Source organism: Desulfovibrio sp. X2, from assembly GCF_000422205.1.
Taxonomy (GTDB): Bacteria; Desulfobacterota; Desulfovibrionia; order Desulfovibrionales; family Desulfovibrionaceae; genus Alkalidesulfovibrio.
Genome location: NZ_ATHV01000037.1, coordinates 1 through 18,150, shown reverse-complemented (window position 1 = coordinate 18,150; position 18,150 = coordinate 1). Strand labels below are relative to the sequence as shown.

At 68.5% G+C, this 18,150-nt stretch carries 15 protein-coding genes; 7 read left to right on the top strand and 8 right to left on the bottom strand.

Annotation, left to right across the window (positions count from 1 at the left end):
- Positions 1–39 precede the first annotated feature (39 nt).
- From pheT to DSX2_RS12045, 3 genes are all read left to right on the top strand, one after another.
- The gene (gene pheT / locus DSX2_RS12055) at positions 40–2,439 is read left to right on the top strand and encodes a phenylalanine--tRNA ligase subunit beta (RefSeq protein WP_020881379.1); all 2,400 of its coding nucleotides are present in this window, start codon (positions 40–42) and stop codon (positions 2,437–2,439) included.
- A gap of 115 nt (positions 2,440–2,554) precedes the next feature.
- Positions 2,555–2,866 carry a MerR family transcriptional regulator gene (locus tag DSX2_RS12050; RefSeq protein ID WP_035042199.1) on the top strand — a complete coding sequence of 104 codons (312 nt, stop codon included), beginning with the start codon at positions 2,555–2,557 and terminating at the stop codon, positions 2,864–2,866.
- Positions 2,867–3,268: 402 nt separating this feature from the next.
- Positions 3,269–3,994, top strand: a complete 726-nt coding sequence (locus DSX2_RS12045; RefSeq protein ID WP_020881377.1) for a hypothetical protein — start codon at positions 3,269–3,271, stop codon at positions 3,992–3,994.
- Positions 3,995–4,163: 169 nt separating this feature from the next.
- Here DSX2_RS12045 and DSX2_RS12040 read toward each other — a convergent pair whose 3' ends face one another.
- The 8 genes from DSX2_RS12040 to DSX2_RS12005 all read right to left on the bottom strand — a co-directional run bounded on the left by DSX2_RS12040 (position 4,164) and on the right by DSX2_RS12005 (position 13,251).
- Positions 4,164–5,039, bottom strand: a complete 876-nt coding sequence (locus DSX2_RS12040; RefSeq protein WP_020881376.1) for a glycerophosphodiester phosphodiesterase family protein — start codon at positions 5,037–5,039, stop codon at positions 4,164–4,166.
- Between the two features lie 35 nt (positions 5,040–5,074).
- A complete protein-coding gene (locus DSX2_RS12035; protein WP_020881375.1) occupies positions 5,075–5,932 on the bottom strand; it encodes an ABC transporter permease in 858 nt (285 codons plus the stop codon).
- Positions 5,929–6,783: an ABC transporter permease gene (locus DSX2_RS12030; protein ID WP_020881374.1), complete on the bottom strand. Its 855-nt coding sequence runs from the start codon at positions 6,781–6,783 to the stop codon at positions 5,929–5,931. Before DSX2_RS12030 ends, DSX2_RS12035 begins: the two co-directional genes overlap by 4 nt.
- On the bottom strand, positions 6,780–7,874 hold the full coding sequence (locus DSX2_RS12025) for an ABC transporter ATP-binding protein (protein ID WP_020881373.1): 1,095 nt from the start codon (positions 7,872–7,874) through the stop codon (positions 6,780–6,782). Before DSX2_RS12025 ends, DSX2_RS12030 begins: the two co-directional genes overlap by 4 nt.
- Positions 7,875–8,039: 165 nt before the next feature.
- Complete coding sequence (locus DSX2_RS12020) at positions 8,040–9,098, bottom strand: extracellular solute-binding protein (RefSeq protein ID WP_020881372.1); 1,059 nt, start codon at positions 9,096–9,098, stop codon at positions 8,040–8,042.
- 202 nt (positions 9,099–9,300) lie between these two features.
- Entirely contained in the window at positions 9,301–10,605 is a 1,305-nt protein-coding gene (locus DSX2_RS12015) for an O-acetylhomoserine aminocarboxypropyltransferase/cysteine synthase family protein (RefSeq protein WP_020881371.1), read from the bottom strand.
- Positions 10,602–12,083: a PAS domain-containing sensor histidine kinase gene (locus tag DSX2_RS12010; RefSeq protein ID WP_020881370.1), complete on the bottom strand. Its 1,482-nt coding sequence runs from the start codon at positions 12,081–12,083 to the stop codon at positions 10,602–10,604. The genes DSX2_RS12015 and DSX2_RS12010 overlap by 4 nt, the downstream gene beginning before the upstream one ends.
- A complete protein-coding gene (locus DSX2_RS12005; protein WP_020881369.1) occupies positions 12,067–13,251 on the bottom strand; it encodes an iron-containing alcohol dehydrogenase in 1,185 nt (394 codons plus the stop codon). Before DSX2_RS12005 ends, DSX2_RS12010 begins: the two co-directional genes overlap by 17 nt.
- Positions 13,252–13,470: 219 nt before the next feature.
- Here DSX2_RS12005 and DSX2_RS12000 point away from each other — a divergent pair, with 219 nt between their 5' ends.
- The 4 genes from DSX2_RS12000 (at position 13,471) to DSX2_RS11985 (ending at position 18,106) form a co-directional block, all read left to right on the top strand.
- On the top strand, positions 13,471–14,676 hold the full coding sequence (locus DSX2_RS12000; RefSeq protein WP_020881368.1) for an ATP-binding protein: 1,206 nt from the start codon (positions 13,471–13,473) through the stop codon (positions 14,674–14,676).
- Positions 14,677–14,752: 76 nt separating this feature from the next.
- Positions 14,753–16,120 carry an amidohydrolase family protein gene (locus DSX2_RS11995; protein ID WP_020881367.1) on the top strand — a complete coding sequence of 456 codons (1,368 nt, stop codon included), beginning with the start codon at positions 14,753–14,755 and terminating at the stop codon, positions 16,118–16,120.
- 164 nt (positions 16,121–16,284) lie between these two features.
- Positions 16,285–17,397 (top strand): BMP family ABC transporter substrate-binding protein, encoded by a 1,113-nt coding sequence (locus tag DSX2_RS11990; RefSeq protein ID WP_020881366.1) that lies wholly within the window; start codon positions 16,285–16,287, stop codon positions 17,395–17,397.
- Between the two features lie 55 nt (positions 17,398–17,452).
- Positions 17,453–18,106, top strand: a complete 654-nt coding sequence (locus tag DSX2_RS11985; RefSeq protein WP_020881365.1) for a phosphoribosyltransferase — start codon at positions 17,453–17,455, stop codon at positions 18,104–18,106.
- Positions 18,107–18,150: the final 44 nt, after the last annotated feature.

Here is an 18,150-nt window from a genome sequence, read left to right as displayed (position 1 = left end):
AAAGGGTCCCCCTCTCTCCGGCCGCCGGAGGCTCTCTTCATGCTGCTGTCCCTTTCCTGGCTGCGCGAGTTCGTGCCCTACGAGGGCGAGGTCCAGGCCCTGGCCGACAAGCTGACCATGCTCGGCCTGGAGGTCGACGCCGTCGAGCGTCCCTTCGCGGCTCTCGAGAAGATCGTGGTCGGCCACGTGGTCGAGTGCGGCCGCCATCCGGATGCGGACAAGCTCTCCGTGACCCGCGTGGACGTCGGCTCCGAGGTCCTGGACATCGTCTGCGGCGCGCCCAACGTGGCTCGCGGCCAGAAGGTGGCCGTGGCCACCGTGGGCACGACGCTGCCCGACGGCCTGACCATCAAGAAGGCCAAGCTGCGCGGCCAGCCTTCCAACGGCATGATCTGCTCCGAGCGCGAGCTGGGCCTGGGCGAGGGCCATTCCGGCATCCTGGTGCTCGATCCGATGACGCCCGTCGGCCTGTCGCTGACCGAGGCGCTGTCCCTCGAATCCCACGTTCTGGACATCGACCTCACGCCCAACCGCGCCGACTGCCTGTCGATCATGGGGCTGGCCCGCGAGACGGCCATGGCCTTCAACCTTCCCTTTTCCGTGCCGGGCGTGACGCTTACGGAAGACGCTTCCGAGCGCGCGTCCGACCTCGTGCGCATCGAGATCGCGGACCCTGAGCAGTGCCCGCTCTACCAGGGCCGCGTGGTGCGGGGCATGAAGATCGGCCCCTCGCCCGACTGGATGCGCTACCGCCTGATCGCCATGGGCCAGCGGCCCATCAGCAACGTGGTGGACGTGACCAACTACGTCATGCTCGAGACGGGCCAGCCGCTGCACGCCTTCGACATGGACCTCATCGAGGGCGGCACGATCCGCGTGGCCCTGGCCGAGGCGGGCACGGCCTTCGTGACCCTGGACGGCCAGGAGCGCAGCCTCCTCTCCACGGACCTCCTGATCCACGACGGCGCCAAGCCCGTGGCCCTTGCGGGCGTCATGGGCGGGGCCAACTCCGAGATCGGCGACGGCTCGACCAACCTGCTGCTCGAGTCCGCGGTCTTCCGCCCGGGCACCATCAGGAAGACCGCTCGCCGCCTGGCGCTTCACTCCGAGGCCTCGCACCGCTTCGAGCGCGGCGTGGACCAGCCGGGCTCGCGCCATGCCCTGGACCGCGCGGCCGCGCTCATCGCCGAGCTTTCCGGCGGACGGATCGTCTCCGGCGTGACCAGCTCCGAGCCCGAGCCCTGGCAGCAGCCGGTGCTGCGCTTCCGCCCGAAGCGCGCCGGCGCCGTGGTGGGCATCGATTTCGACCCGGCCTTCTGCGAGCGGACGCTTCGCGGCGTGGGCTGCGAGCTGGAGAAGACGGACACGGCCGAATGGACCGTGCGCGCTCCCTCGTTCCGCCGCGACCTCGAGCGCGAGATCGACCTCGTGGAAGAGGTCGCCCGCGTCTACGGCATCGACCGCATCCCCGAAACCATGCCCGCGGTCATCGGCGGCGCCGGAGCGCCCGTGGGCGGCGGCGAGTTCGACTTCCTCATGCGCCTCAAGCACTGGGGCCGCGGCGCCGGGCTTCGCGAGTGCATCTACTACAGCTTCGTGGCCGAGGCGGACCTGGACGCCCTGCGGCTCCCCCGCGAGGGCCGCGTGCGCGTTGCCAACCCGCTGACCGAGGACCAGGCCGTGATGCGCACGAGCGTGGTCGCGGGCCTGCTGCAGGCGCTTCGCGCCAACCTGAACCAGGGCAACGCGGACCTCAGGCTTTTCGAGGTCGCCAAGACCTACTTCGCGGACGAGACGTCCGACACCAGAACGCGCGAGCATACCCGGCTGGGCATCCTGCTGCACGGCGGGCGCTTCCCGGGCGGCCACCCCTGGCCTGCCGACGCGCTGGCCGACTACGCGGACCTGAAGGGGCTGGTCGAGGACCTGGCGCGCGCGCTCGGCGTGTCCGGACTGGCCTTTACCATGGCCGGGGAGCATCCCTTCCTCAGCCCCTGCGTGAGCGTCTCCGCGAACGGCCGCGACCTCGGCCTGCTCGGCCTGCTCGACCCCGAGATCGCCGGGGAGTACCGGGCGCGTTCCGAGGTCTGGCTGGCCGACCTGGACGTGGCGGCCCTGCGCGACGCCTGGAGCGCGGAGAAGATCAGCTTCTGCGAGCTGCCGCGCTTCCCGGCCTCGTGGCGCGACGTGACCCTGGTCACGCCGCATTCCGTGCACGTGGACCAGGTGCTGGCCGCCATGCGCGGGGCGGGCGTGAAGCTGCTCGAGGACGCGCGGCTGGTGGACAGCTACGCGCCCAAGGGCGGGGACGGCCGCAACCTGACCTTCCGCCTGACGTATCGCGCGCCGGACAGGACGCTGCGCGACGCGGACGTGGACAAGGCGCACGGGACCCTGACCGACAAGGTGCTGGCCGCGCTGTCCGTGCGGCTGCAGTAAGCCTGGAGGGGGCATGGCCCCGGACGAGAAGAACATTTACCCGCCGGAGACGGACGCGCCAGCGCCCGCCCGGCGGGTTTTACTTTCCGAGTCCAGGCAGCTATTGATACCCGGCATGGAAGGCCGGGACAAAGCCAAGACCTACAAGATCGGCCAGGCCGCCAAGCTGCTCGAGGTGAAGCCCTACGTGCTGCGCTTCTGGGAAACGGAGTTCGAGCAGATAAAGCCGGTGCGCACACCGTCCGGCCAGCGCGCCTACACCGAGGAGACCATCGAGGTCGTCCGCCGCATCAAGCACCTGCTCTGGGACAAGGGGCTGACCATCGAGGGCGCCAGGAAGGCCCTCGAGGACGACCAGCGCTCGGGCCTGCTGCTCGAGATCGAGTCCGAGCTGCGCGACATCAAGACCCGCCTGGAAGAACTCTAGCTCTTCAGCTCGGTCCGTTTTTTCCCTGACCTCTACACGCATGAACGCGCGATCGCCTGGACCGCCGGGGCATCGCTTGTCCTGTCCGCGCAGATGATGCGCTGATCCGGTCCGCTGCGCCCGGACAGGCCGCATGATATTCTCAGACCAGCAATTATAGAATTGTCCACGGATCATGGACGCAGGGGATGCCGCCTCCCTGAACCGGCGCTCGGGAAATTGCCGCCTCCACCAGTAGACCAGGAAAAATTTCGTTGAAAATTGCCTGTAATGCCAGGACAGTATCCTGGCGTTGCCGAGGGATCGCACTGCAAGCCGGGGCGGAAGGCCCCCTTGGCCTGTTTTTGGCACTTCAAGGACAGCGGCAGGTCATGATCCTGAAACACAGGCGGTGAGCCCGGCATGTCCCTGGGCAGTCTTTTCAGCTCCATCGTGAAGTGGGCCCTCATAGGGCTGGCCGTCCTTTTCTGCCTGCCCTTCGCCTACCTGGGCACCTCGTACGTCTACAGGCTCTTCCACACCTATACGCACGCCTACAGGCTGACGGTCGAGGTCGAGACTCCGCATGGGTTCGTGAAGGGATCAAGCGTCATCCAGGTGACCTTCATCCCGGACATGATCGATTGGAATCCTTCTGCAGCAGGGCTGACAATAAAGGCCCAGGGCGAGGCCATCTTTCTCGATCTGGGCGAGGGCAAGAATCTCGTCGCTGTTCTGGGCTTTGGTCCGACGGGGGCGAATATTGATATGGTAACACATTTGGCCGCCTACGCTTTCCACCGCAACAAGGCCTTCTGGTACGAACAGGCCCCGTCTTGGAAAGGTCGTGCCGAGCTGTACGGTGGTTTGCTTCCGACGCTGGTGACGTTCAAAGACCCCAGCAATCCAGACACTCTTCAAGTCGTGCGCTCGTATGAGTTGGAGAAAATCTTCGGCCCGGGGTACCGTTTCAGCAATGCCTGGATCGACATGACTCATGATCGCCCGACACAGCACGAGATCATAAAGAAACTGCCGTGGGTCGGTAATTACAAAGAAGAGAAGATTGCCGAGCACCGGATGCGGGCAGCTGATTACGGTCTCGGGTCTTCGGGGACACCTGGAATGAAATTCAGCAGGAAGCGATAGCCCTGAAACAGCAGTGAATTTTCCAAACTGAGATCAGCCGGCCACGCTTGCCTTCACCCTGTCGGTGCTGGGCTCCGGCTTCCGGCGGCCATGTCTTGGAGAAGACAGCCGTGACCCCCTCTTCCGCTCTGCTCGAAGGCGGCGACAGTCCGCAGCCCCGCCCGTGCGGCTAGCCCTGTGCCTCCAGCGCCGCGCGCAGCCGTTGCGGGTAGTCCGTGATGACCGTGGTCGCGCCCGCCTCGAAAAGGGCCAGGGCGCGGGCCATGTCGTTGACCGTGTAGAGGTTGACCAGGACGCCGTGCTCAAAGAGGCCGCGCACGAGGTCGAGGTCCGTTATCTCGTCGTCCGGGTGGTAGGCCGCTGCGCCCAGCTCCTTCAGGTAGGCCGCGATGCTCGCCGCGTCGCCCCCGGCCGCGTGGCGCTCTTCCACGAGGGCGCCGCAGGGGAGCGCGGGCGCGAGCCGCACGGCCTCGGCCACGTACGTGTGGTTGAAGGAGGAGAGGAGGACGAGCCCCTCGGCCCCGGCAGCGCGCACCGCGTCCAGCACCTGGGGCACGATGGAGAGGTCCCCGGGCGCGTGGATCTGGTCCTTGATCTCGAGGTTCATGGCCAGGCCGCGGCGCACGGTGAAGGCCAGCGCCTCGGCGAGCAGCGGGATCCTCGCCCCGCGCCCGGCCTTGAGCGCGGCCGCGTCCACCTCGCCCGCGGCCACGGCGCCGTGCGGGTCGCGCGCGGCGAACCACGAGCCCGCGTCCAGGCCCCTGAGCTCGGCCAGGCTGAAGGCCGCGACCGGCCAGGGCGCGCGCGCGGCGAACTCGGGCCGCTCGGCCACGTTCGTGGTGCGCTCGAGCGTGTCGTCGTGAAAGACCACCAGCTGTCCGTCGGACGTGCGCTGCACGTCCATCTCCCACATGTCCGCCCGCGCCCCGAGCGCCGCCTCTGCGGCGGGCATGGTGTTCTCCGGGGCCAGGGAGCGCGCGCCGCGGTGGGCGCAGACGAGGCGGCCGCGCGAGAGGAGCGCGGCCAGGGGCGTGTCGGCGTGCATGAAAAGGTCCTCGTTTCCCGCTGGCGTGGCCGCGGCTAGTCTTCCTTGCCGCGGCTGAAGAAGAGGTTCAGCAGGACCAGGCAGGAGGTGCCCACGATGAGCAGCAGCGAGATGGCGTTGATCACCGGCGTGCTGCCGTCGCGTACCTGGAGGTAGAGGTTGATGGGCAGGGTGGGCTCGGAGCCGACCAGGAAGAGGGTGGTGTTGAAGTTCTCGAAGCTCATGAGGAAGGCCACCGCCGCCGCGCCCACGATGGCCGGGCGCAGGAAGCGCAGGGTGATGTACCAGACGACCTGAAGGCGCGTGGCGCCGAGGTTCAGCGCCGCCTCCTCCAGGGAACGGTCGAACTTCTTGAGCCTCGCCGAGACCACCAGGGTGACGAAGGTGGTGATGAACGAGAACTGGCCCACGACCACGAGCCAGAAGCTCGGGCGGAAGAGCGAGAAGTCCAGGCCGAAGTTGTCGTCCAGGAAGGTGCCCGCGGAGTTGGCCGCGAGCAGGATGGAGATGCCGAGGATGACGCCCGGGATGACCAGCGGCGCGAGCATCAGGAAGTAGAGCGCGCCCTTGAAGCGGAAATCCTCCTGCTCGAAGAGGAAGCTGGCGCAGGTGCCCACCACGGTGGACAGGATGGAGACGAAGAAGGCGGTGCGGAAGCTCGTCCAGATGGCGCGCAGGTTCTGGGCGTCGTGGAAGATGCCCACGCGGTCCGGCCCGGCGGCCGTGAACCAGTCCAGCGAGAAGCCCTTCCAGGGCAGGGCCGGGAAGTCCGAGTTGTTGAAGGCCAGCACGCAGGTGACGAGGAGCGGCGCGAAGAGGAAGACGAAGTAGAGGACGATGAAGGCCAGGTACGACCAGTCGTAGGCCTTGGATGTGGGCAGGCTGCGGATCATGCGGCCACCTCCCCGAGCTTCTGGCGCGTGAGCCTGAGCCCGAGCCAGATGATGCAGGAGCTTAAGAGCAGGAGCAGGAAGCCGAAGGCCGCGCCCTGGTTCCAGTTGAAGCTGGCGATGAACTGGTTGTAGATCTGCTCGGTGAACCACAGCGAGTTCTTGCCGCCCATGAGGTTGGGCGTCAGGTAGTTGCCGAGCGTGAGCATGAAGACCACGATGGCGCCCGAGGTGATGCCGGGCTTGCAGTGCGGGATGATGATCTCGCGCCAGATGACCGGGGCGCTCGCGCCCAGGTCGTGGGCGGCCTCGATGAGGCTGTCGTCCAGACTCTCCATGACCGAGACCAGCGGCACGATCATGAACAGCATGGAGGTGTAGACGAGCCCCATGATCATGGTCGCGTCGTTGTAGAGCATCTCCACCGGCCGGTGCAGGATGCCGAGCCTGACCAGGAAGTAGTTCAGCACCCCGGACTCGCGCAGGAGGATCATCCAGCCGTAGACGCGCACGAGCTCGCTGACCCAAAACGGCAGCAGGAGCATGACGAGCAGCGCGCCGCGCGCCCTGGGGTGGGCCACCTTGGCGATGTAGAAGGCCACGGGCATGGCCAGCAGGAAGGTGATCAGCGTGGTCAGCACGGCGTAGGACGCGGTGCGCACGAAGGTCAGCCAGTAGATGGGCTCGTTGAAGAAATTCATGTAGTTGGCGAGCGTCCAGGCGGGCTCGCCCAGGTCGTTCGTGCCGCGCAGGCTCATGAGCAGCAGGTCCATGTGCGGCAGCACGATGAGCAGGAAGAGCCAGCAGAGCACCGGCGCGAGAAAGATCCAGAAGGCCAGGCGCGAGCCCTTCATGACGCGTCCCTGGCGCTGAAGCAGATGCCGGACTCCGGATGCCAGCCCACGGCGATCTCGTGGCCGGGCGCCAGATGGTCGAAGCGGCGGTTCTGGGGCAGGGTCACGAGCAGCTCGTGCTCCTCCTGCGTGACCGTGAGCAGGCGGCTGTTGGCGCCGTCGAAGAGGATGGCCTTGACCGTGACCTTGAAGGTGTTCAGCCCCTCGGCCTCGCGCGGCTCGATGCGCATGGCCTCGGGCCTGAGGAAGAGGTCGGCCCGGGTGCCGAGCGCGCAGTCCTCCGCGGTGCGCGCCTTGAAGACGTAGCCCTCGTCCGTGCGGATGGACACGCCGTCCGGCCTGCAGTCCACCACGTCGCCCGACCAGACGTTGTTCTCGCCCACGAAGCGGGCCACGAAGGGTGTCCTGGGCTCTGCGTAGAGCTCCTGGGGCGTGCCCACCTGCTCGAAGCGGCCGCGGTTCATGACTGCCACGCGGTCGGACATGACCAGGGCCTCGGACTGGTCGTGGGTGATGTAGATGAAGGTGGTGCCCACCTTGGCCTGCAGCTTCTTGAGCTCGACCTTCATCTGCTCGCGCAGCTTCAGGTCCAGCGCGCCCAGCGGCTCGTCCAGGAGCAGCACCGAGGGCTCGAGCACCAGGCAGCGGGCGATGGCCACGCGCTGCTTCTGTCCGCCCGAGAGCTGGCTCACGCGCTTCTCGCCGTAGCCCGGCAGCCCCACGCGCTCGAGCATGGTCTCCACGCGCCTCCTGATCTCCCCGCCCTTCACGCCGCGGCGCCTGAGCCCGAAGGCGATGTTCTCGGCCACGGTCATCATCGGGAAGAGCGCCAGGTGCTGGAAGACCAGGTTCACGGGCCGCTTGTTGGGCGGCACCCCGAGCATGCTCCTGCCGCGGATCTCTATCTCGCCCGAGGTGGGCGACTCGAAGCCTGCGACCATGCGCAGGAGCGTGGTCTTGCCGCAGCCGGACGGGCCGAGGATGGAGAAGAAGGAGCCCGTGGGCACGTCGAAGGAGACGTCGTCCACGGCGGTGAAGGCCTCGAAGCGCTTGACCAGGCTGCGGATGGAGAGATCGTTGCTTTTGTCCATTGAGAGGGCGTCCATGGGGCGTCTGCAGAGGTTGGCGAAGGTCGGGCGAAAATCGGGCGGCGCGTCGTGCGCGCCGCCGGGACGAAACGCGGGGGCGGGGACGGTGCCGTCCCCGCCCGCCTCGGTCGCGCGTCTGCCTGATGCATCGTCCGATGCGTCAGGCCGTTACTCCGCGGCCTTGATCTTGTCGAGCACCTTGCCCTCCATGGCCTCCAGCTGGGCCGGGACGGGCGGGTACCACTTGATGTTGTCGATCACGGACTTGGGGAAGCAGCGGTCGAAGTTGGCCTGCACATCGGGGGCCACGAACTTGCCCGCGCCCTCGGAGGCCGTGGGGGTGTTCTCCTTGGTCGTGAAGTAGCCCGCGTTCTCGGGCTTCATCATGAAGTTGATCCACTTGTAGGCGGCGTCCAGGTTCTCGGACTTGGCCGGGATGGCGAAGGTGTCGATCCAGCCGAGGGCGCCTTCCTTGGGGGCCACGAAGTCGATGGCCGGGTTCTCGGCGTGCAGCTTCCAGCCGCCGTTGTCCCAGGCCATGGCCACGGTGACCTCGCCCGAGCGCATGGACTGCAGCAGGGCGTCGCCGTTGGCCCAGTAGTTCTGGACGATGGGCTTGGCCTTGATCAGGGTGTCCTCGATCTTGTCCAGCATGGCCTTGTACTTCTCGGGGCTGGAGTACAGGGCGAAGGGATCGTAGCCCAGGGCGAAGCCCATGGCGATGAGGGTCGGGCGCTTCAGGCGGTAGCTCACGCGGCCCTTGTACTTGGGATCGAGCAGGGCCTTGTAGCTGTCAACGCCCGGGGCCTTGTCCTTGTTCACGATGAGGCCGGAGGTGCCCCAGCAGAAGGGCACGGCGTAGGACTTGCCGTCGACCAGGGTGTTCCTCTTCACGGCCTCGAGCATGGAGGGGATGAAGAGCGCCTTGTCGATCTTCTTGTAGTCGATGGGCTTGTAGATCTTGAACTCTTTCTGCACCGAGGAGATGCGGTCCTGGCTCGGCTGGGCCAGGTCGAAGCCCGCGCCGCGCGTGGCGCGCAGCTTGGCGATCATCTCCTCGTTGTTGGAGTAGGTCACCTCCACCGTGATGCCCGTCTCCTTCTCGAACTTCTGCACCAGCTCCTCGGGGGCGTAGCCCTTCCAGGTCAGGAGCCTCAGGGTCGCGGCCTGGGCCGAAGCGGCCAGGACGAAGATCAGGACGGCTGCCAGCGCGATGGTTCTTTTCATTGCGACACTCCCTGTTGACGGTGTGGTATTGATGGTTCTCGGAGACACGCATGCCCCGGATCGACGCGGCACTATAGGCTCGAAATGTGACAAATGCACCATCTTCAGCCTGAAAAAAGTCCACGCAAGATCGTGGCCCCCGGGCTGGAATTCACTGGCGGCCGGGCCTCTCGAATTTTTTCACTCCTGCCCTCCGGGCCGCCTACCGGCCCAGCGCCTGGTCCAGGTCGGCGATGATGTCCTCGGCGCTCTCGAGCCCCACGGAGATGCGGATCATCTCCGGCATGACCCCGGCCTTTTTAAGCTCCTCGGGCGTGAGCTGGGAGTGCGTGGTGGAGGCCGGGTGGATGACGAGGGTCTTGGCGTCCAGGATGTTCGCCAGGTGCGAGCAGAGCTTCACGGACTCGATGAAGCGTTTTCCGGCCTCGAATCCGCCCTTGAGCCCGAAGCCGAAGACCGCGCCCGGGCCGAGGGGGAGGAAGCGCCTGGCGCGCTCGAAGTCCGGGTGCGAGGGCAGCCCCGCGTAGTTCACCCAGGCCACGGCCGGGTGGGTGGAGAGGTGCTCCGCCACCTTGGCCGCGTTCGCCACGTGCGCGCGGGCGCGCATGGGCAGGGTCTCGAGCCCCTGCAGGAGGAGGAAGCTGTTCATGGGCGCGAGGCAGGCGCCCACGTCGCGCAGCATGGTCGTGCGCAGCTTCAGGATGTAGGCCGGGCAGGCCTTTTCGCCGTCCGGCAGGGAGCAGAAGATTTCCGCGAACTTGAGGCCGTGGTAGGCCGGGTCCGGGTCGGTGATCTCGGGGTAGCGGTTGCCCGCCAGCCAGTCGAAGCGGCCGCCGTCCACGACCGCGCCGCCGATGGCCGTGCCGTGGCCGCCGATCATCTTGGTCAGGGAGTAGACCACGATGTCCGCGCCGTGGTCGAAGGGGTTGAAGAGCGGCGGCGGGGCCACGGTGTTGTCCACGATGAAGGGCAGGCCGTGGTCGTGGGCCACGGCCGCGATCCCGGCGATGTCGTCCACGTTGCAGCGCGGGTTGCCGATGGACTCGGTGTAGACGAGCCGCGTCTTCGCGTCGATGGCCTCGGCGAAGTTCCTCGGGTCCGAGGAGTCCACGAAGCGCGCCTCGATGCCGAAGCGTTTCAAGGTGTGGGCGAAGAGGGTGTGCGTGCCGCCGTAGAGGTTCGAGCCGGTGACGATGTTCTGCCCGGCCGCGGCGATGGTGCACACGGCGTTGAAGATGGCGGCCATGCCCGAGGCCGCGGCGCAGGCGCCCGCGGCGCCGTGCAGGGCGGCCAGGCGGCTCTCCAGCACGTCCGTGGTCGGGTTCATGATCCGCGTGTAGATGTAGCCCGGCGTGCGCAGGGCGAAGAGATCCGCGGCGTGCTGCACGGAATCGAAGGTGTAGCTCGTGGTCTGGTAGATGGGCACCGCGCGCGCGTGGGTGGCGCAGTCCGGCGTGTGGCCCGCGTGCAGGGCCAGGGTCTCGGGGGATAGGGGGTTGTCGCTCATACGGGCTCCTGGTGATCGCCGTTCCCGTCCCCGCCGTCGTGTGCGGCCGGGGGCGCGATGACCGGCAGGTTGAAGCAGAACGAGCTGCCCGCGCCGGGCTGGCTCTCCACCCAGATGTGGCCGCCGTGGCGTTCCACGATCTGGCGGCTGATGGCCAGGCCGAGCCCCGTGCCCTTGGGGCGTCCCGTGAGGCTGTCTCCGGCCTGGACGAACTTCTCGAATATCTTTTCCTGGTACTCTTCGGCAATCCCCGGACCGCTGTCCGTGACGCAGACCAGGATGTGCTCCCTGCCGACCCAGCCCTCGCAGCGGACCTCCTTGTCGTCGCAGAACTTCACGGCGTTGGACAGGAGGTTGACCACGACCTGGATGAGCCGGTCGTAGTCGCCGAGCACCGGGGGCATGTCCTGGGCCACGGAGAGGACGAGGGGGATGCCTGCCTCCTGGAAGATGGATTCCGTGGCCAGCACGGCATGCTCGAGCACGTGGGCGATGTTCACCGGCTCCCTCGCGAAGTCCACGCGGCCGCTCTCGAGCTTGGCGATGTCGAGCAGGTCGTTGATGAGCCCGGAGAGGCGCTGGCTCTCGAGGTTCACGATGACCAGGTTCTCGCGCATGTGCTGCATGGTCCGGGCGAGCTTTCCGTCGTCGCCCGGCAGCAGGGGGAAGATGTTCTTCTCGAGCTGCTTGGCGATGATCTGGGTGAAGCCGCGCACGGCCGTGAGCGGCGTGCGCAGCTCGTGCGAGACCACGGAGAGGAATTCGGTCTTGGCGCGGTTGGCCTCCTCGGCCTGCTCCTTGGCGCGGCGATAGCGCTCCTCTGCCCGCTTGTGCTTGCGCACGGCCTCGTGCAGCAGCAGGTTGGCCACGGTCAGCTCCCGGGTGCGCTCCTCCACGCGGCGCTCGAGCTCGTCGCGCGCCTTCTCTATCTCGCGCCTGGCCTCCACCTGGGCCGAGACGTCGCGGCACGAAATCATGGCGTACTTCTGCCCGCCCACGCCGACCACGCGCACGCTGGCCTCGAGCGGCGGGGACTCGCGGCCGTCCGCGACCATCCGGGCGTCGTCGTCCAGGTGCACGATGCCGCCGCCCCGAACCAGCACGCGGCGCAGCCTGGAGGCGCCCCGGCTGGTGAGCAGGCTGTCGATCTTCCGCCCCACCAGCCGCTCGCGCGACAGGCCGATGGCCTCGGCCGAGCCGGTGACGTCGATGACGTGGCCGTCCGTGCCGTCCACGAGAAAGATGGTGTCGCTGCTCTGGTCGAGCAGGGCGCGGAAGCGCTCGAGCTCCTCCAGGCGGCGCTTGAGCTCGGGGTAGTAGCTCTTGCGCGTGGAGCTCTCGCCGAGCCCCATGAGCTTGGCGCGGATGTCCTCGCCCGGCGCTTCCTCTTGCGCTCGGGATGTGGCGGATGCGGCGGACGCGGCGGAGCAGGGGCAGTCCGCGGTCGGTTCCTCGGGGTGCTCAGAGTGCTTGCGCATATATTTCCGCCAGATCGCCGCGGCTCAGGGGGCGTGGGTTGGTCAGCAGGTAGGGCGCGGCCTCGGCCTGGGCCGCGAGGCCGTCCAGGTCCTCCGGGCGCACGCCCAGGGAGGACAGCCGCTCCGTGGCGCCGAGCCGGGCCTTGAGCCCGCGCACCAGGGCGAGCAGGGCGTCGCGGCCGAGCACCGGCGGCGCCCCGGCCGTGATGTCCTCGGGCATCTCCGCGCCCAGCGCCCGCGCCGCGGCCACGTAGCGGCCCGGCGCGGCCTCGAAGTTGAAGGCGATGACCTCCTCCAGGAGCGCGGCGTTGCAGCGCCCGTGGTGCAGGTCCAGGGCTGCGCTCACGGGGTGGGCCAGGGCGTGCACCGCGCCCGGCACGGCGTTGGAGAAGGCCAGCCCGGCATAGAGGCTGCCGAGCATCATGCGGCCGCGCGCGGCCAGGTCCGAGCCGTTGGAAAAGGCCGCGCACAGGCTCTGGCCGATGAGCGTGAGGGCCTTCAGCGCGTAGAGGTCGCTCATGGGCGAGGCGGCGTTGGAGACGTAGGCCTCGAGTGCGTGGCAGAGCGCGTCCAGGCCGCAGGCCGCGGTCAGCTCGCGGGGCAGGGTCGCGGTCAGCAGCGGATCGACCAGGGAGGCGTCGGGCACCACGCTGCGGCTGGCGATGATCAGCTTGCCGCCCGCCTCCTCGTCCTTGATCACCGCGAACTGCGAGACGTCGGAGCCGCTGCCCGCGGTGGTGGGGATGCAGACCAGCGGCGGGCAGGCGTGGCGGACCTTGTCCACGCCCGCGAAGCGGCGGACGTCGCGCCCGCTGCCCGCGACCACGGCGATGCCCTTGGCGCAGTCGATGACGCTGCCGCCGCCGAGCGCCACGATGCCTTCGCACCTCTCGGCCGCGTAGAGCCGTCCGCCGTCCATGACCTCCGCCGCGCGGGGGTTGGAGGAGACGGCCGCGAAGGTCGTGGCCTGTATGCCGTCGTCGGCGAGGCTGTCCTCCACCTTGGCGGCCCAGCCCGCTTCCCGCACCCCGGGATCGGTGACCAGAAGGACGCGGCGCGCCCCGAGGTTCTCGCAGTACCGGCCCGCAAGCCAGGCGGATCCGGTGCCGAAGACGAACTCCGGGGTGAGAAACGTGCGCAGTTCCAGAAAAGCGTGTTCGTCGGTCATCCCCCTCTCTCCTCCCTGGCCGACGCGGACGGGATTCGGGATAATGTTCTGAACCGCTCGTAAATGCAAGGCTTTTTCGGCGTCTCCCGGGCGCGGAATACTTGGCGAAGTCGGCAAAATGTCGTAAGATGCTGCAGATTGGAGGCGCGGCGCGGACGGCCTTTCTTCCCGACCGCCCCAGGCTCCAGTTCATGTCCGACCATGAGGGGAGAACTCCGCGTGAAGACGTTTTTCGCTCCGCCCGAGCGACTCGGCCAGAAGGAGCTCAAGAGGCAGTACGAGGCTTTCAGGGAGTACCACTGCACGGACATGGTCAATTCCCTGCCCGCCCTGGTCCTGGTCCTGAACGAGAACCGCCAGATCGTCTTCGCCAACCGGAGCCTGCTCGAGCTCACCGGCGGGGCGCGCATCGACGAGGTGCTCGGCAAGCGGCCCGGCGAGGTGCTCGGCTGCGTGCACGCGAGCGAGAGCGAGGGCGGCTGCGGCACCACGCCGTTCTGCGCCGAATGCGGCGCCGTGCGCGCCATCCTCTCGAGCATCGAGGGCTACCAGGAGACCCAGGAATGCCACCTGCTGCGCAGGCAGGAGAGCCTGCTCGAGGCGCTCGACCTGCTGGTCACGGCCGTGCCCTTCGACCTCTCCGGCGAGCACTTCACCGTCTTCACCATCCTCGACATCAGCCACCACAACCGCCGCCGCGCGCTCGAGCGCATCTTCTTCCACGACATCATGAACACCGCCGGGGGGCTCCGCGGCCTGGTGGAGATGCTCAAGGAGGAGGTGCCGCCCCACCTGCGCGCAGACGTGGGCGTGCTGCACGTCTCCTTCGAGCGGCTGGTGGACGAGATCGCCAGCCAGCGCGAACTGATGGCCGCCGAGTCGGGCGAGCTCGAGGTGCGGCCCGTGCAGCTCCTCTCCTCCGACGTGCTGCAGGCCGTGGCCGACGTCTACCGCCGCCACGACGCGGCCGAGGGCAAGGTCCTGCGCATCGCCCCCGGCTCCTGCGCCCTCGCCCTGGAGACGGACTGCGCCCTGCTCACGCGGGTCATCGGCAACATGGTCAAGAACGCGCTCGAGGCCTCGGGCAAGGGCTGCGCCGTCGAGCTCGGCTGCACCCAGGAGAAGGATCGCGCCTGCTTCTGGGTGCGCAACGAGCAGACCATGTCGGAATCCACGCGGCTGAACGTCTTCAAGCGCTCGTTCTCGACCAAGGGCGCGGGCAGGGGGCTCGGCACCTATTCCATGAAGCTGCTCGGCGAGCGCTACCTCGGCGGCGAGGTCTCCTTCTCCTCCAACGGCGCGGGCACGGTCTTCACGCTCCGCCTGCCGTTTTCCCGCCGCTCGGGCCAGTCCCCGGGCCAGTCCCCGGACCAGTCCCCGGGGCTGCCCCCCGGCTCGTCCGACCCGTCCGGCTCCCCGCGCTAGCCTTCGCCCCGGCAATCTTCGCCCGGCGGTTGCGGCCCCGTCCAGCGGGGCGTAGTCTCCCGCCAGAGGTACGCCCATGTCCGAACCCTGCGACATCCTGCTGACCGCGGACCTGCTCCTGGCCCAGGACGACGCCCGAAACGTGGTCGAGGACGCTGCCGTGGCCGTGGTCGGCCGCCGCATCGCGGCCGTGGGCCCGGCCGAGCGGCTGGACGAGGCCTTCTCTCCCGCCCGCCGCCTGGATCTCGGCCGCGCCCTGCTCATGCCGGGGCTCGTGAACGCCCACACCCACGCCTCCATGACCATGTTCCGCGGCCTGGCCGACGACCTGCCGCTCATGCAGTGGCTGCAGGAGGCCGTATTCCCCGTGGAGCGGCGGCTGACGCGCGAGGCCGTGCGCACCGGAGCGCTCATCGCCTGCGCCGAGATGATCCGCACCGGCACGACCTGCTTCCTGGACGGCTACATCCTGACCGACGAGGTGCTCGCGGCCGCGGACGAGGCCGGGCTTCGGGCCGTTGTCGGCGAGGGGCTGTTCGCCTTCCCCACGCCCGCCGCGGCCTCGGCCGAGGAGGCCATGGAGCGCGTGCGCGCGCGCCAGGCCGCGCTCGCCGGGCGTCGCCGCCTGCGCCAGTGCGTGCTGCCGCACTCCATCTACGCCACCACGCCCGAGATCCTGCGCAAGGCCTTCGACCTGGCCCGCGAGCTCGGCGTCCCCCTGGCCCTGCACCTGGCCGAGAGCGCGGGCGAGACCGCGCAGGTGCTCGCGGCCCACGGCGCGCGGCCCGTGGAGTTCCTGCGCCGCGAGGGGCTGCTCGGTCCGCGCCCCGAGGGGATGGATGGCGGAAAGGCCGACGGCCCGGACCTGCTCCTGGCCCACTGCGTGGACCTCACGCCGGAGGAGATCGCGCTCCTCGCCGCGTCGGGCGCGCGCGTGGCCCACTGCCCGGAGAGCAACGCCAAGCTCGCCTCGGGCTTCGCGCACGTCGCCGCCCTGCGCGCCGCGGGCGTGTGCGTGGCGCTCGGCACGGACGGCGCGGCCAGCAACAACGACCTGAACATGTTCGGCGAGATGAACAGCGCCGCGCTGCAGGCCAAGGGCCGCGCGCGGGACTCCCAGGCCCTGTCCGCGCAGGACGTGCTGGACATGGCCACGCGCGGCTCGGCCGAGGCCGTGGGCTGGCCCGAGCTCGGCCGCCTCGAGGCGGGCGGCCCGGCCGACCTCGTCGCCCTCGACCTTTCGCGGCCGAACCTCATGCCGCTGCACGATCCCGTGGCCCAGGTGGTCTATGCGGCCACGGGCCACGAGGTGCGCCTGACCATGTGCGCGGGCCGCGTGCTCTACGAGGACGGCCGCTTCACGACCCTGGACATGGACGATCTTTCGCGCCGGGCGCGCGAGCTGGCCGCCTGGGTGCGGGGAAACGGCGCCGGGGCGAGGTGAGGGCGCGCCCCCCGGACGGGCGCGTTTTTCGTGAAATCGTTGACAAGAACGGCAAAGGGGTGCCAGACCTCCGCTGTTTCGCCTGCCGCATCGATCCGGTCGGCGGCCGCCCTGGCAAGGCGCCCGGGACCGCCACGGGAAAAATACCTGATGAGGGGAAAGCCATGAGGAAGTTGTTCGTTCTGTTCGCCGCCGCGCTCCTCGCCTGCGGCCTCGTCGTCCAGGCCCCGGCCGCGGCCCATGCCCAGGCCAAGAAGAAGCTCAAGGTCGCCTTCGTGCTCCTCGAGTCCGTCAACGACCACGGCTGGACCGAGGCCCACGCCGAGGCCATCAGCTACCTGCAGAAAGAGATGGGCGACCAGGTGGACGTGGCCTGGACAGAGAACATCGTCAGCCCCACGGACGCCGAGCGCGTGATGCGCGACTACGCCCAGAAGGGCTACGACATCGTCTTCGGCACCACCTTCGGCTACATGGACGTCATGGCCAAGCTGTCCAAGGAGTTCCCCAAGACCCATTGGGACCACTGCTCCGGCTACAAGACCACGTCCAACATGGGCAACTACTTCGCCCGCATGTACCAGGCCGAGTACCTGGCCGGGTACATGGCCGGCCTCATGGGCTACAAGAACGTGGGCACCGTGGCCACGCAGCCCATCCCCGAGCCCATCCGCGGCATCAACGCCTTCACCATCGGCCTCGTGAAGGGCCTCAAGGAAGCGGGCGTGAAGTACGACGAGAACAAGGTCGACACCGTGGTCTGGCTCAAGTCCTGGCGCGATGCCCAGGGCGAGACCACCCTGGCCGAGACCCTGGCCGGACGCGGCCACGACCTGATCCGCCAGATGGCCGACACCCCGGACACCTCCAAGGCCGCCTGCGCCGCGGGCGTGCCCGCCATCGGCTACGGCATGGACGCCGCCCGCTACGGCGCGGACTGCGCCCTGGTCTCCACCGCCTGGAACTGGGGCCCGTACTACGTGCGCCAGGTCAAGGCCGTGCAGAACGGCACCTGGAAGCCCGAGGCCTACTGGGAAGGCTTCTCCGCCGACATGGTCAAGCTCTCGCCCTTCGGCAAGAAGGTGCCCGAGGCCGTGCGCACCAAGGTGGAAGCCGAGCTGGAGAAGCTGAGAAAGGGCCAGGACGACATCTTCATGGGTCCGCTCTACGACCAGAGCGGCAAGCTCATCGTGCCCGCGGGCAAGAAGGTCTCGGACCAGGACCTGCTGACCAAGCGCTTCTTCGTCAAGGGCGTCTCCGGCACCATTCCCGAATAACCAGCGACGTGAAGGCCCCCGGCCGCGAAGCCGGGGGCCTTTTTGCGGACATCACATGACCATCTATCCGACCAGCGAATCCGGCGAAAAGACCCTGCTCCAGGTCCCGGGCCTGCCCTACGGCGTGGAGCTGCCCCTGGTGAAGCTCCCGGGGACCAGGAACGGCAGGCGGCTGCGCATCGCCTCCCTGAACCTCGTGGGCCAGATCAGGCTGAACCACGACCTGGGCCACCTCCTGGCCGAGCGCATCCGCGCCGAGATCGGCGACCTCGACGGCGTCGCCGTGCTCACCGTGGTCGAGAAGGCCCTGCAGCTCACCCAGGTCGCCGCGGGCGAGCTCGGCCTGGACGCCGTGGCCGTGGCCTACAACCGCGTGAAGCCCCACATGGAGGCGGACAGCCGCCCCCTGGTCCAGGTGGGTTCGGAATCCGTGACCTCGGGCGGCAAGCTCCTGGCCCTCTACGAGCGCGACATCCACATCCTGGCCCAGGCCACGCGCGGCATCATCCTCATCGACGACGTGGTCTCGAGCGGCGGCACCATCCTCGGCCTGCTCGACCTCGTGGAGGCCGCGGTGAACTCCGTGGGCCGCCCCGCGCCCGAGCTGCTCGGCATCTTCTGCGCGGCCCAGGAAGGCAAGCCCCGCGTGCGCCTGCCCGCCCCGGTGCACGCCCTGGCCAGCCTGCCCACGCCCGAGGAGCTGGGGTAGGCGAGGGAGAACAGGAAAGAGAATCGGGGAGGGGGAGAAGGACC